Annotated in this window: 15 protein-coding genes; 5 read left to right on the plus strand and 10 right to left on the minus strand. The window is 54.7% G+C overall.

Features of this window, described 5'->3' with window-relative positions; translation table 11 throughout:
• Window positions 1–69: 69 nt before the first annotated feature.
• Genes ACXAF0_RS17160 through petA form a run of 3 tightly spaced genes read right to left on the minus strand, consistent with a single transcriptional unit; the run spans window position 70 to window position 2,670 of the window.
• Entirely contained in the window at window positions 70–849 is a 780-nt protein-coding gene (locus ACXAF0_RS17160; protein WP_475347049.1) for a cytochrome c1, read from the minus strand.
• Window positions 842–2,110: a cytochrome b gene (locus ACXAF0_RS17165; RefSeq protein WP_475347050.1), complete on the minus strand. Its 1,269-nt coding sequence runs from the start codon at window positions 2,108–2,110 to the stop codon at window positions 842–844. Before ACXAF0_RS17165 ends, ACXAF0_RS17160 begins: the two co-directional genes overlap by 8 nt.
• Before the next feature lie 11 nt (window positions 2,111–2,121).
• Window positions 2,122–2,670, minus strand: a complete 549-nt coding sequence (petA, locus tag ACXAF0_RS17170; RefSeq protein ID WP_044827804.1) for a ubiquinol-cytochrome c reductase iron-sulfur subunit — start codon at window positions 2,668–2,670, stop codon at window positions 2,122–2,124.
• A 434-nt stretch (window positions 2,671–3,104) separates the two neighbouring features.
• Between petA and ACXAF0_RS17175 the strand changes: the two genes are divergently transcribed.
• Window positions 3,105–3,596, plus strand: a complete 492-nt coding sequence (locus tag ACXAF0_RS17175) for a tRNA (cytidine(34)-2'-O)-methyltransferase (protein ID WP_475347051.1) — start codon at window positions 3,105–3,107, stop codon at window positions 3,594–3,596.
• A gap of 50 nt (window positions 3,597–3,646) precedes the next feature.
• The gene (hemF, locus tag ACXAF0_RS17180; RefSeq protein WP_475347195.1) at window positions 3,647–4,525 is read left to right on the plus strand and encodes an oxygen-dependent coproporphyrinogen oxidase; all 879 of its coding nucleotides are present in this window, start codon (window positions 3,647–3,649) and stop codon (window positions 4,523–4,525) included.
• A gap of 138 nt (window positions 4,526–4,663) precedes the next feature.
• Here hemF and ACXAF0_RS17185 read toward each other — a convergent pair whose 3' ends face one another.
• From ACXAF0_RS17185 to ACXAF0_RS17205, 5 genes are all read right to left on the minus strand, one after another.
• Entirely contained in the window at window positions 4,664–5,236 is a 573-nt protein-coding gene (locus ACXAF0_RS17185) for a hypothetical protein (protein ID WP_475347052.1), read from the minus strand.
• Window positions 5,237–5,313: 77 nt separating this feature from the next.
• Window positions 5,314–5,622, minus strand: a complete 309-nt coding sequence (locus ACXAF0_RS17190) for a type II toxin-antitoxin system RelE/ParE family toxin (protein WP_475347053.1) — start codon at window positions 5,620–5,622, stop codon at window positions 5,314–5,316.
• The gene (locus ACXAF0_RS17195) at window positions 5,619–5,870 is read right to left on the minus strand and encodes an antitoxin (RefSeq protein WP_475347054.1); all 252 of its coding nucleotides are present in this window, start codon (window positions 5,868–5,870) and stop codon (window positions 5,619–5,621) included. Before ACXAF0_RS17195 ends, ACXAF0_RS17190 begins: the two co-directional genes overlap by 4 nt.
• A gap of 108 nt (window positions 5,871–5,978) precedes the next feature.
• Window positions 5,979–6,932, minus strand: a complete 954-nt coding sequence (gene speB, locus ACXAF0_RS17200) for an agmatinase (RefSeq protein WP_475347055.1) — start codon at window positions 6,930–6,932, stop codon at window positions 5,979–5,981.
• A gap of 94 nt (window positions 6,933–7,026) precedes the next feature.
• Complete coding sequence (locus tag ACXAF0_RS17205; RefSeq protein ID WP_475347056.1) at window positions 7,027–7,911, minus strand: choline sulfate utilization transcriptional regulator; 885 nt, start codon at window positions 7,909–7,911, stop codon at window positions 7,027–7,029.
• Between the two features lie 246 nt (window positions 7,912–8,157).
• On the opposite strand from ACXAF0_RS17205, the gene betC reads away from it, so the two are divergent.
• Together betC and ACXAF0_RS17215 are read left to right on the plus strand one after the other, a co-directional pair.
• Window positions 8,158–9,672 (plus strand): choline-sulfatase, encoded by a 1,515-nt coding sequence (betC, locus tag ACXAF0_RS17210; RefSeq protein WP_475347057.1) that lies wholly within the window; start codon window positions 8,158–8,160, stop codon window positions 9,670–9,672.
• A gap of 19 nt (window positions 9,673–9,691) precedes the next feature.
• Complete coding sequence (locus ACXAF0_RS17215) at window positions 9,692–10,165, plus strand: BCCT family transporter (RefSeq protein WP_475347058.1); 474 nt, start codon at window positions 9,692–9,694, stop codon at window positions 10,163–10,165.
• A gap of 196 nt (window positions 10,166–10,361) precedes the next feature.
• On the opposite strand, the gene ACXAF0_RS17220 is transcribed toward ACXAF0_RS17215, so the two are convergent.
• Together ACXAF0_RS17220 and ACXAF0_RS17225 are read right to left on the minus strand one after the other, a co-directional pair.
• On the minus strand, window positions 10,362–11,309 hold the full coding sequence (locus ACXAF0_RS17220) for a hypothetical protein (protein WP_475347059.1): 948 nt from the start codon (window positions 11,307–11,309) through the stop codon (window positions 10,362–10,364).
• Between the two features lie 185 nt (window positions 11,310–11,494).
• Window positions 11,495–12,391 (minus strand): branched-chain amino acid aminotransferase, encoded by an 897-nt coding sequence (locus ACXAF0_RS17225; RefSeq protein WP_475347060.1) that lies wholly within the window; start codon window positions 12,389–12,391, stop codon window positions 11,495–11,497.
• 113 nt (window positions 12,392–12,504) lie between these two features.
• Here ACXAF0_RS17225 and ACXAF0_RS17230 point away from each other — a divergent pair, with 113 nt between their 5' ends.
• The gene (locus ACXAF0_RS17230) at window positions 12,505–13,020 is read left to right on the plus strand and encodes a MarR family winged helix-turn-helix transcriptional regulator (protein ID WP_475347061.1); all 516 of its coding nucleotides are present in this window, start codon (window positions 12,505–12,507) and stop codon (window positions 13,018–13,020) included.
• The last annotated feature ends 88 nt before the right edge of the window (window positions 13,021–13,108 follow it).

Here is a 13,108-nt window from a genome sequence, read left to right on the forward strand (position 1 = left end):
GGCAAAAGCAAACAGGCCACCGAATTTCGGTGGCCTGTTGTTTCAAATATACCGCGAAGATACCCGAACTTAATGTTCGACGTCGCGCCAGATTTTACGTTTCACCGCATAGAGCATTGCGGTCAGAACGATCAGGAACAGGATCACTTTCATGCCCAGCGCCTTGCGGGCTTCAAGTTCCGGCTGTGCCGTCCAGTTCAGGAACGCCGAAATGTCACGTGCGTGCTGTTCAAGGGTCATCGGGGTACCGTCCGTGTACTCGACCGCTTCATCATAAAGCGGCGGAGCCATGGCGATCTGATGGCCCGGGAAGTAGTGGTTGTAATACTTCCCGTCAGCAAGGTCGAAGCCCTCAGGTGCTTCGTCCTCATAGCCGGTCAGAAGGCCGAACACATAGTCCGGGCCACCCACACGTGCCTTGTTCATCAACGAAAGATCCGGCGGAATGGCGCCGCCATTCGATGCCGCAGCCGCCTTTTCGTTCGGGAACGGAGACGGGAAGTAATCCGCCGGGATGCCCGGACGGTCGAACATGTCGCCGTCGTCATTCGGGCCATCCTCGATGTCATACTCCGCAGCAATCGCCTTGATCTGGTCTTCGTTGAATCCAATGCCCTCAAGGTTACGGAAGGCAATGAAGCGCAGGCTGTGACAGCCGGCACAAACGTTCTTGAAGACCTGGAAGCCACGCTGCAGCTGTGCACGGTCATAGGTGCCAAACAGACCCTGCCAGCTCCAATCCTGTGCCGCAGGTGCCGGCTGATCGCCGCCAGCAGCCTTGGCTGCACCACCAGTGAATGCGGTTACCGCGAAGGCGGCAGCAATTGCGGTCAGTGCGAACTTACGCATTTGCACCCTCCTTCAAAACAGATTCGCTGATGCTTGCAGGAAGCGGTTTGGTGCGTTCAAGTTTTCCAACCAATGGCATCACCACAAGGAAGTGTGCGAAATAGTACAGCGTCGAAAGCTGACCCATCACGATGACTTTCAGACCCGGAATACCCAGGAAGTAGTCATCCGGTGCCTTCGCCCCGCAATAGCCGAGGATGAAGGTGTCGATCACAAACAGCCAGAAGAACCATTTGTAAACCGGACGGAATTTCGAGCTGCGAACTTTCGACGTATCCAGCCACGGAATAACGAACAAGATCACGATCGAGGCAAACATCGCCAGCACGCCAAGCAGTTTTGCCGGGATGCCAAAGATGGTGAAGTCGATCGACCGCAGGATCGCGTAGAACGGCAGGAAGTACCACTCCGGCACGATGTGCGGCGGCGTGACCAGCGGGTTCGCCGGAATGTAGTTATCCGGGTGACCAAGATAATCCGGTGCAAAGAACACAAACGCCGAGAAGAAGATCAGGAATACGCCCAGACCGTACAGATCCTTGATCGTGTAGTACGGATGGAACGGAATGCTGTCTTGCGGTGTTTTGATTTCAACGCCCGTCGGGTTGTTCGAGCGCACGCTGTGCAGTGCCCAGACATGCAGGACAACAAGGCCCAGAATGACGAACGGCATCAGATAGTGCAGCGAGAAGAACCGGTTCAGCGTCGGGTTATCAACCGAGAAACCACCCCACAGCCAGGTCACCAGCGGATCACCGATGATCGGGAAGGCAGAAAACAGGTTGGTAATAACCGTTGCACCCCAGAAGGACATCTGGCCCCACGGCAGGACATAGCCCATGAACGCGGTTGCCATCATCGCCAGAAGGATCAGGATACCGATCCACCACAGCATTTCACGCGGTGCTTTGTATGACCCGTAATACAGGCCACGGAAAATGTGAATGAACACAACGATGAAGAACATCGATGCGCCGTTCATATGGATATAACGGATCAACCACCCATAGTTCACATCACGCATGATGCGTTCGACAGACTCGAACGCCATGCTGGTATGCGGGGTGTAGTTCATCACCAGGAAAATCCCGGAGAGAATCATCGTCACCAGAACAAAACCGGCCAGGGAACCGAAGTTCCACATATAGGACAGGTTTTTCGGTGTCGGATATTCGTATGCAGAGTGGTGCAGCATGGAGATGACCGGAAGACGGTCGTCAACCCATTTGACCACTTTGTTGTTCCACTGAGGTGTGCTCATAAACCTGCTCCTTACCCGATCCGGACCGACGTGTCGGTCAGGAATTCGTATTCCGGAACGACAAGGTTCAACGGTGCGGGGCCGCGGCGGATACGGCCCGACGTATCATAGTGCGAGCCATGGCATGGGCAGTACCAGCCATCATAATCACCACGGGTTTCGCCTGTGGCCGTGCCCATCGGAATGCAACCCAGATGGGTGCAGACGCCGACGACGATCAGCCACTCTTTCTTTTCGACGCGTGCATCGTCGCTCTGCGGATCGACGAGTTCATTCAACGCGACCTCGTTGGCCTCATTGATTTCGCGTTCGGTACGATGGCGGATGAAGACAGGTTTGCCTCGCCACATCACCTTAATTGCCTGGCCAACCGGGATGTTGGCCAAATTTACCTCAACCGAGGCAAGTGCGAGAACGTCCTTGGACGGGTTCATGCTGTCCACGAACGGCAACAACGCACACCCGACGCCAACGGCGCCGACTGCTGTGGTCGCCAAGGTCAGGAAATCCCTGCGGTTCTCGTCCGGCTGCTCGCCGGATGAATGCACCGTTTGCGACATAATTAATCCCTCTTTCTGCCCCCAAAACAGGCATGCGGCCTAAAACAGGCATACGACCAATTTGGTAATGCGGAATGCCAAAACCAAGACTTAGGACATCATGCCGGATTTTCCATTGATGAAAATCAAACAATTCCGTTCCCAGAAGCCTTTAGACCTGTTTGAGGTCGTATACTAACAAAAAACCGGTTTGTTAAGGAGAACTTGGAGTTGCAAATTGTTTGCATTCAACTGGATCAGAAGGTTTTGCGCTGCACAAATCGGTAAAACATAGCGTAAATGCGGGTATCGGGCCCTTTTACCGGCCAATGACTTGCGGCTTTAGTTTTTCATATTCCAAAAAAGTCTAATAGCGACGCTAACGGGTAATTAGATTTATCCATCTTGGACAAAGCCGTTAGACAAAATATCGAAAACGATTCTACAAAGAGCGCATGAGAATCTGCTTATTCGAACCCGACATTCCGCAAAATACCGGTACGATCCTGCGCATGGCCGCCTGCTTTGGCCTGCCGGTCGATATCATTGAGCCCTGCGGGTTTCTTTTGACCTCGGGCGCGCTCAAACGTGCGGGGATGGATTATCTGACCAAGGCCAGCTATATACGCCATGCCGATTGGCGCGCCTTTGTCGAAGCCCGCGAAGACGGAACACTGCCGGGGCGTCTGGTGTTGCTGACGACCAAGGGGGCCGAACCCTATTGCGATTTTGAATTTCGCGCCGATGATATCCTGATGCTGGGCTCGGAAAGCAAAGGGGTGCCAGATCAGGTGCATGACTATGTTGATGCCCGCGTCGTCATTCCGATGCAGCCACAGATGCGATCGCTGAATGTCGCCATGGCAACCGCAATGACACTGGGCGAGGCGCTCAGACAGACGAATGGCTTTCCTGCAAGCCAGCCCGGCGCAGGACCTGTTGAATAAACCAAACGAGTGACGCAATGACGGACGCAAAGAGTGCTGCAAAACAGGCAATGAAAACGAGCACCGACCACAAGGTCGAGGATGCCGTGATTGCCAAACGCAAACAAATCGCCCAGGACTGGTTCCGCCAGTTGCGTGATGACATTTGCGCCAGTTACGAAGCGCTTGAAGACAGTTATCAAGGCCCGCTTTCCGATCGCGCACCGGGGCGTTTTGAACGCACCGTGTGGGAGCGCGGCGAAAACGAGGGCGGCGGCGAGATGTCGGTCATGAAGGGCCGGGTGTTTGAAAAGGTCGGGGTTAATATCTCGGTCGTGCATGGCGCGTTTTCCGAAAAGTTCCGCAAGGAAATTCCCGGTGCCGACGAAAACCCGAACTTCTGGGCTGCGGGCATTTCAATGGTTGCCCATCCGTACTCGCCCCATGTGCCCGCCGTGCACATGAATACCCGCCACATTGTCACGACCAAGGCATGGTTTGGCGGTGGCGCCGATCTGACCCCGGTCTTCCCCAAGGATCAGGATACCGCTGATTTCCACGCGGCGCTTAAGTCCGCCTGTGATGCCCATGGCGATGACTACTATGATCTCTTCAAAAAATGGTGCGATGAATATTTCTGGCTGCCGCACCGCAACGAACCGCGCGGTGTTGGCGGGATTTTCTATGATTATCTCGATGCCGATTGGGATGCCGACTTTGCCTTTACCCAGGATGTCGGGCGTGCGTTTCGCGATATCTATCCGGAACTGGTCAAACGCCACTACAACAAACCTTGGACCGATGAAGAACGCCGCGCCCAACTGATCAAGCGGGGACGCTATGTCGAGTTCAATCTGCTCCATGACCGCGGCACGCGCTTTGGCCTGATGACCGGCGGCAACACCGAAGCCATCCTGATGTCGCTCCCGCCCGAAGCGAACTGGCCGTAAATAAATCGAATGCTCCTCAAACAGACCATACAGCTGTTTGAGGGGGTAAAAGCTTCCCACACTTTTGGGGCAGCGCGTTAGTGTAGGAAAAGCAGACCTACTCCCTCCGTTGCCCCAACTTGTCTCGCGGCATCAAGATTAGGTCATATCAAGTCCGTCGAACGGGTCTTCGCCAAATTGCTGGGAATAGAGTTGTGCGAAGAACTCCATGTAGGAAAGCTCATTGTCGCTTAGGCTGCCCGATGCAGAATCCGAGGCGGAAGTGCCAAACATTTCAGCATGCATTTCACCTGATTGGGGTCGCTCATCGGGTGCAAAGACCTCAATCTCGATGCTATCGCCATAGCGACCTTTCAAAGCTTGGGAAACTTGATCTGTCGCATAGGCGTTGAACTCTTCCTCATTCATTCCTGTTTTTTCCGCAAAGGTCACAGCGCGCTGATAAGCGCCGCCATCGGAAATTTCGGTCATGGTAAGTCCGGTATTTAAGCCCATCGTACCGACCAGTTTGCCATTCAATCGAATGGCGGAATAAATTGGCTGTGCGTTCTGCCAGGCCAATTGGTCTTCGTTATTGTTTTCGAGCTTTGCCCTGAAAATTTCTTTCTGGCGCATCATCATCTGGTGCGCCTCTTCGGATTTTCCCGCAACAAATTTGGGCTCGAACGGCTGTTGGGCCGTTGTCATGATGTGTGATGGCGTGGATGTCATCGTTTTTTCTCCTGCTGCGCAAACAAAGGTTGCAAAAGCAGCAGCATTTTTCGTGCCAAAAGCCGGGCGAGGGGAAGCTAGCGAATTCTATCAGCCAATCGCGTCATAAGGTCCATACGCTCATGGAAAATCGAAACGACCAATGCGGGCGCATTTTCGCGTGGCAGACAAAAGACGTAATGTTGCGCGCAGCGCGCCATCCGAAGGTTCGGGAAAAGGTCGCTCATGTCGTGATATGAACCGCGTCCGGCGACAAGATCATCAATGCCCTTTTCCAGCGCGGCGACATAGCGCCGCACTTGGGCTGGGCCCCACTCCTTGTTGGTATAGCGAATGATCCCGCGCAGATCGGCTTCTGCCTCTGCGCTAAGGATATAACCCGTCACGCGGGCTTCTCGCTCAGTTCTTCCTCAAGGATTTCAGCGATATTTTTGGACGAAACGTTCCCCGCAAACCCATCCTGGATGCGATTTTCGAGTAGGGCTTTCAGCTCCATCCATGCCTTGTCCGCATTGGCATCGTCCGGGAATAACCGTTCAAGCGCGTATTGCTTGATGGTTTTACCCTGCAAGGCCGCCGTTGCCTTCAGGCTTTGATGCTGCTGGTCGGTGATGTCGATCGTCAAGCGGCTCATAGGGTAATCTCCCAACAAATGTACAAACCCACATTAACACATATGTGGGTTTGTTGCTATTGCGTGGTCCTGTTCATCAAAGGGACTGTTTCCCGGCGATGTCGGCCATTATTTGTCACGTGCAGCAAAAATCCGCCCGATGGTGTTGAGCAAAATCTGCGCTGCCAGAATGGCGGTTGTTCCGGTGTGATCGTAATCCGGCGCAACTTCCACCAGATCAATGCCAACGATATCGCCCCGCTTGGCAAGGCCAGCGATGATTTCCAGCACGTCATAATACAGGAACCCGCCATGGCTGGGGGTGCCTGTACCGGGCGCGATGGACGGATCAAACCCGTCAATATCAATCGTCAGGTAATAGCGTTTGCCCGCCGGAATACGCTCCAGAACACCCTCGATACCAAGCTTGCGAACCTGGCGCACAGACAGGATGTCTGATCCCTGTTCGCGGGCATAGTCGTATCCTTCCTTGGCGGTGGAGGACACATTGCGAATGCCAAGCTGGGTCATGCCCGACACCCACGGTTTTTCAATCGCACGCCGCATCGGGTTGCCGTGGCCATTGCGCACCCCGTGGCGTTCATCAACGAAATCCAGATGGGCATCAAACTGCACCACATGCACCGGTTCCTGTTCGGAAAACGCATTGATGCAAGGGATATTGATCGAATGATCGCCACCCAGAACAACGGGCAGGGCACCGGCCGCCAAAATCTTGCGCACACCAAACTCGATATTGGCGTGGCTGTTGATCGTGTCGGTATGAATGATATCCGCATCGCCAATATCGACCATCCGGACCCCTTCAAGATAGGTCACGTCATCTTCATGGTCATAGGCCCCGGCATGGCCAAAGGCAAACAGCGTCGATGCCTCGCGAATGCCGCGCGGGCCAAACCGTGCACCTGATCGCCATTGGGTGCCAAAATCAAACGGCGCGCCAAGGATCGCAACATCGGCATCAATCGCATCCCAGTTCTCGACATAGGGGCTTTTGGAAAAGGTCGAAATGCCAACGAATGGCAGGTTCAACCGCCCGCTGTTATAGCCATGCTCTGTCATGAAAAATCCCCTGTCGAATATGGTGTGCGCGAAGCCTCACTCTAGGGGACTGGGTGCTGCTGTTACAGCAAAGAATGCAGGAATTTGCGAGGGATCAGGTCTCATTGGTCAGCCAATCAAGCAATGTGGTTGTCGTATCGCTGACCGACCGGCTGGGCACCACCCAGTATCCGCGATCCGGACGGCTGACTTCCCCACCAACCGTGACGAGCGACCCTTGCTCGATGTGATGCTCAATCAATCCCCGCCAGCCCAGTGCCACGCCCTGTTCAGCAAGGGCGGCCTGAATGACAAAGCCATAGGTGTTAAGCCCCAGATCCCCCTTCGCTGGTTCGCGGTCAATTCCGTGATCGGCAAGCCAGCTTTCCCACGTTAGCCAGCGTGCTTTGCCCGTCACTTCCAGATGCAAAAGGGGTGCTCTGGCAAACTGGGCCGGATCATCAAACGGGCCGTATCGCTCAAGAAAGCCCGGCGTGCAGACCGGCACGACCCGCTCGGGGATCAGAAGTTGTGCCGTTTCGGGGAAATCGTCGGCACCGCCAAACAGCATGGCCGCATCGGTTTCCCGGCCAAGTTCATCATCAAGGCCTTGGGAAGCAATGATATGGACTTCGGCCTCGGGATGCAGGCGGCGGAAATCGGTCACACGCGGCATCAACCAGAAGGCCGCGAAGCCAAAATCGGTAAAAATCCGTACCGCGTGATCCTGTGAGGATCGCCGGGTATCACGCGCGGCCTTGTCGATATGCTCGACACTGCTTTGCACCGCCTCAAACAGGATTTCACCGGCATCGGTCAATCGACTGCCACCTTGCGATCGGTGCAGCAGCGAGACGCCCAACTGATCCTCGACCCGCTTGATCTGATAGGTCACGGCAGGCTGGCTTAACCCCAACTCACGGGCCGCCCGCGTCAGACTGCCCAGCCGTCCAACTGCTTCGAAAATCCTCAGCCATCCAATGTCGAGCGGTCTTTGCATTATAAAAATTCTTTATGGAAGTAATTAAAAAACACCGGGTTTCTTTGGCTATCGATTTATGGATTTAATGTACGCCACGCGATCAAGGTCAAGCGGAATTAAATAAAGACCCGATAAATGACACCCGAAAAGGGGCTGGGTTGGCGCTTGCTTTGGCTCGCATCAAACGACTAGGGGTGCTTTTATCGTCAATGCTGCCATCTCGGTGATGGGCGGATTGCACCCCATGAAGGAGTGCATGACCAAATGACGTCCCCGAATATTCTGATCCTGATGGCCGACCAACTGAACGGAACCTTGTTCCCCGATGGTCCTGCGGAATTCCTTCATACGCCGCATTTGCGCAAACTCGCTGAGCGTTCGGCGCGTTTTCGCAATTGCTATACAGGCTCCCCGCTTTGTGCCCCGGGACGGGCGTCCTTCATGGCCGGTCAGCTACCAAACCGCACGCGGGTTTATGACAACGCGGCCGAATTTTCGTCTGACATTCCGACCTATGCCCATCACTTGCGCCGCGCGGGATATTACACCTGCCTGTCGGGCAAGATGCATTTCGTCGGTCCCGATCAGCTGCACGGTTTCGAAGAACGCCTGACCACCGATATCTATCCGGCGGACTTTGGCTGGACCCCGGATTATCGCAAGCGGGGCGAGCGCATTGACTGGTGGTATCATAATCTTGGCTCTGTCACCGGTGCCGGTGTCGCCGAGATTTCCAACCAAATGGAATATGATGACGAGGTCGCCTACAACGCGACGCATAAGCTTTATGATCTGTCGCGCGGTCATGATGAACGCCCGTGGTGCCTGACGGTAAGTTTCACTCATCCGCATGACCCCTATGTCGCGCGCAAGAAATTCTGGGATCTGTATGAAGACTGCCCGGAACTTGAACCGGATGTGGCCCCGTTTGATTTCGACGATCAGGACCCGCATTCCCAACGTCTGATGCATGCCAGTGACTACACCGCCTTTGATATCCAAAAGGAAGATGTACGTCGTTCCCGTCAGGCCTATTTTGCCAACATCTCCTATATCGATAACAAGGTCGGGCAGATCATGGAGGTGCTTGAAACCACTCGTCAGCTCGATAACACCATCATCGTCTTTGTCTCCGACCATGGCGACATGCTGGGCGAACGCGGTCTCTGGTTTAAAATGAGCTTCTTCGAGGGCTCCGCTCGTGTGCCGTTGATGATGGCCGGCCCGGGCATTGCGCCGGGCCTTTATACCGACCCGGTTTCAAGCCTGGATGTCACCCCGACGGTGGCCGATCTTGCCGGGATTTCCATGGATGAAGTGCAGCCCTGGACCGATGGCATGTCGCTTTGTGGAATGCTTGAAGGCACGCCACGTACGGAGCCGGTCCTGATGGAATATGCCGCCGAGGGGTCCTATGCCCCGCTGGTCTGTATCCGCGAAGGCAAATGGAAATACACCTATTGCACGCTTGATCCCGAACAGCTTTTCGATCTGGAAGCCGATCCCAAGGAACTGACCAACCTTGCAGCCGATCCGGCCCATGCCGATCAGCTTGAAGCATTCCGCAAGCAGCGTGCTGCGCGTTGGGACATGGATGCCTTTGATTCCGCAATTCGCGAAAGTCAGGCACGCCGCTGGATCGTTTACGAGGCGCTTCGTAACGGGTCCTACTTCCCGTGGGATTACCAGCCGCTGCAAAAGGCGTCCGAACGCTATATGCGCAATCACATGGATCTGAATGAGGTCGAAGACAAACAGCGCTTCCCGCGAGGGGAGTAAGAAGCAGCGTCGGCCAGCCATGTGGGACGGCTGGCCGGCGCTGCCTCAACTCAATTACGAAACCATTGCGACACCATGTCACCAGATTACGAGACGACAAAAGTGCCTAATCAACACCGCCTCGCAGTCCGGCCCGACGCTTTTCGTGCTCGACAGCTTTGTTGAGAATGTCGGCAACTATATCAGCAATCTGGTCGTGATCAGCTTCTGGAGCGAAGCCTACAACGACAGCAACTGGCAGGCTGGCCGGACGATCTTCTATTGGGCCTGGTGGGTGTTATGGTCACCGTTTGTCGGCATCTTTTTTCCCGCATTTCTCGCGGTCGCACGGTGCGTGAATTTACCCTTGGGGTGCTGTTCATCCTGGTCCGACAGTCGAAGCACCGGGCGAGGCAAAATAGCCCCGCAATGGCTTGAGCATTCTCACCAGAATGCGATGTGGACCGTCCGGTATCACGGGCGGTCCGTTTTTTATGGAAAACGCCGCACATGATTTGTGTGATGATTGCCGTGCCGGTTTTTATCAACGCGCGGACAACTGCAATATTGCCGATGCCCCGTTTGGTCGGGATATCCGCAAAAGCGCTGTAAGTATGGGTTTTCACCCGCAGTTAATGGCGAAATTAATCCTCATACCATTTGTCAGAGCAGTCCCGCATGGCCGATCAAAGGCGCAGGGCAGAGGGCTGTCACTGTGACTGCGCTGCCGAAGTTTCATCGCTGTGGGTGTCCAGCGGATTCAGGACTGTCCAGTCGGCCACCTTTTCATTGATGATGCCGCTATTGACCAGACATTGGCGAACAAAACCGCTTTTGTGCAGGGCATTCAATCCGTGATCCAGGGCCTTAATCAGGTTCCGGGCACCAGGCAGGCGGCTTGAGACCATGAAATGCTGGCTGCCCGGCAGGATCACTTTAACGCCAGGCATTGGATACAGGGTGATGTCCTCATATCGGCGCGCCAGATCGGGTTTGGATGAAAATTCCAGCAAGGTGAAGTCAGCCCGCCCGGCATTAATCAGACTATAGATTTGCAAGGTCGTCGGGGCATTGGCGAGGCTTTTGGGCGCGAGGTTTTCAAGCGCGTCCCAATCGAGGCGCCAGGTGCGAATGGACACGGCCCGCATGTCATGCACATCGGAAATAGGGGTGTCGCTGCTGAGCGCATATGCGTCAGCACTGACATAAACGCCTTTCTCAAACTCGCCCTTGCGCAGGATAGGTGCGGATTTCAGTAAATCCGGGTCGGCGTCGATATTGAATTCCCAGTCCGATTTGACATCAGCCAGACCGTTGCTGACCATCTTGCGTCCGCGTTCGGAATTGGGCGACAGCACGGGTTTGACACGGGCCTCAAGCCCGCCGGATGTCAGGGCTTCCTGCAGGATGGAATAGATAACGAGTGATGCACTGCTCGGATGATCGGCAAGGCAGGACCGGCATTCCGGATCCGGATTAAGCTGACAGGCCTGCACATCTTCAAACTCGCTCTCGCGTACCGGTAGCCGGATTTCAAGCGGCTCGGCAGCATGAAGCGGTCCGCTGGCAAGCAATGCCAGCAGAAAAAGCACGATGGTCAGGGCAAAATGGATGGGGGCTCGGGCCTGTAGGTGGGCTGAGCCGGTGTGGGGGCGCATTACGGGATCCGGCGGTGGTTGTTGTCGGGGTGATTTTGCCGATATGTGATCGCAGATCTTGGATTTCATCCGGGGCGGGACAAAATTTTTGCAGGCTGGGATTTGATCAATGAAAAACACCCCGGCGCGCATGGCTCGGGGTGTTTTCAAAAAATGTGAATAATCGATCCGATTATTCAAAAAAATCACTCAGCGGCAACGGCGGTATTTTCGCCGCGCACCAGCGCCATGTAATCTTCCATCATGGTCTTGCAGACCTGACCCGGGGTGAAGCTGTACGGGCCGATTTCCGCCACCGGGGTGACTTCGGCCGCGGTCCCGGTCAGGAAGCATTCTTCGAAATCAGCCATTTCTTCGGGCATGATCGCACGTTCAATCACCTCGTACCCGCGTGCTTTGGCCAATGCGATCACGGTACGGCGCGTGATGCCATCCAGGAAGCAATCCGGTGTCGGGGTATGGATCTGACCATCCTTGATGAAGAAGACGTTGGCACCGGTGGCTTCTGCCACCTGACCGCGGTAATCGAGCATCAGGGCATCGGCGTAGCCTTTGCGTTCTGCTTCGTGCTTGGAAAGCGTGCAGATCATGTAAAGACCTGATGCCTTGGCATTGGTCGGTGCGGTGTTCGGTGCCGGGCGGGCCCATTTCGACAGATCGAGACGGATGCCCTTAAGGCGTTCTTCCGGTGCGAAATAGCTCGGCCATTCCCAGCAGGCAATCGCCACATTGATGCGCGTGGTCTGGGCGGAAACGCCCATCATTTCACTGCCGCGCCAGGCAATACGGCGAATATAGCCTTCGGTGATGTTGTTGGCAGCCAGCGTTTCGATGACGGCATCATCAAGTTCCGCGGCGCTATAAGGGATTTCCATGTCGAGGATTTCGCCGGATTTGATCAGGCGTTCGCCATGTTCGGCCAGCTTGAAAACCTTGCCGTTATAGGAACGTTCACCTTCAAATACCGCACTCCCGTAATGGACAGCATGGCTGAGCACATGCAAAGTGCTTTCACGCCATGGTTTAAGTTCGCCATTATACCAGATATAACCGTTGCGGTTATCAAAGGTCGGAGTTGTCATTTGCCAAATTCCATTTCAAGAACGTTCCTGGACGTAACTTTATGTCCTTATTTGTCTGGTCGAGGTAACATTCATAGATTAATGTGTCAATAAAACTGACATAACGGATAAGCATGGCAGATATCTCTACACGCAAGGTCAACCCGCTTTTTCTGCGGGAAGAAGAGCTTAGACAAGGCATAGAATTGCTGTTCTATGCCTACCGTGATTTCACCGAAGTCGCGGACCAGATGCTTGCGCAATATAATTTCGGTCGCGCCCACCATCGGGTCATTTATTTCGTCAGTCGAAACCCCGGTATTACGGTCAGTGACCTATTGGCGATTCTCAAAATCACCAAGCAGTCGTTGTCGCGCGTGCTGGGCCAATTGGTGCGCGAAGGTTTCATTGAACAGAAGACCGGTTTGCAGGACCGCCGACAGCGTTTGTTGACCTTGACCGAAAAAGGCGAGGCGCTTGAACGCGAACTCACCGAACAGCAGCGCGCCCTGATTGCCGCAGCCTATCGTGAAGCCGGGGCGGAATCGGTCGAAGGTTTCCGCAAGGTCATGATGGGCATGATGGAAGAAAAGGACCGCAAGCGGTTTGAGGATGATGGTCCCGGTGGCCTGCGCCGCCGGGCGGGATAAACGCGAAGATGAGGAGGGCGGCCACAATTTTGACGTGGTCATGCTTACGCTTTTGAAAGATTTTCGCGCCAAGTTGTTCAGTATTGCC

This window comes from Thalassospira sp. ABD4_177 (assembly GCF_056160125.1).

Excerpts from the sequence above, each read along its gene's own strand:
- ACXAF0_RS17205 (WP_475347056.1), bottom strand. The coding sequence starts at position 7,911 with ATGCAAAGACCGCTCGACATTGGATGGCTGAGGATTTTCGAAGCAGTT.
- ACXAF0_RS17160 (WP_475347049.1), bottom strand. The coding sequence starts at position 849 with ATGCGTAAGTTCGCACTGACCGCAATTGCTGCCGCCTTCGCGGTAACC.
- betC (WP_475347057.1), top strand. The coding sequence starts at position 8,158 with ATGACGTCCCCGAATATTCTGATCCTGATGGCCGACCAACTGAACGGA.
- ACXAF0_RS17230 (WP_475347061.1), top strand. The coding sequence starts at position 12,505 with ATGGCAGATATCTCTACACGCAAGGTCAACCCGCTTTTTCTGCGGGAA.
- ACXAF0_RS17185 (WP_475347052.1), bottom strand. The coding sequence starts at position 5,236 with ATGACATCCACGCCATCACACATCATGACAACGGCCCAACAGCCGTTC.
- ACXAF0_RS17165 (WP_475347050.1), bottom strand. The coding sequence starts at position 2,110 with ATGAGCACACCTCAGTGGAACAACAAAGTGGTCAAATGGGTTGACGAC.
- petA (WP_044827804.1), bottom strand. The coding sequence starts at position 2,670 with ATGTCGCAAACGGTGCATTCATCCGGCGAGCAGCCGGACGAGAACCGC.
- ACXAF0_RS17225 (WP_475347060.1), bottom strand. The coding sequence starts at position 12,391 with ATGACAACTCCGACCTTTGATAACCGCAACGGTTATATCTGGTATAAT.
- ACXAF0_RS17220 (WP_475347059.1), bottom strand. The coding sequence starts at position 11,309 with ATGCGCCCCCACACCGGCTCAGCCCACCTACAGGCCCGAGCCCCCATC.
- ACXAF0_RS17175 (WP_475347051.1), top strand. The coding sequence starts at position 3,105 with ATGAGAATCTGCTTATTCGAACCCGACATTCCGCAAAATACCGGTACG.
- hemF (WP_475347195.1), top strand. The coding sequence starts at position 3,647 with ATGAAAACGAGCACCGACCACAAGGTCGAGGATGCCGTGATTGCCAAA.
- ACXAF0_RS17215 (WP_475347058.1), top strand. The coding sequence starts at position 9,692 with ATGTGGGACGGCTGGCCGGCGCTGCCTCAACTCAATTACGAAACCATT.
- speB (WP_475347055.1), bottom strand. The coding sequence starts at position 6,932 with ATGACAGAGCATGGCTATAACAGCGGGCGGTTGAACCTGCCATTCGTT.
- ACXAF0_RS17195 (WP_475347054.1), bottom strand. The coding sequence starts at position 5,870 with ATGAGCCGCTTGACGATCGACATCACCGACCAGCAGCATCAAAGCCTG.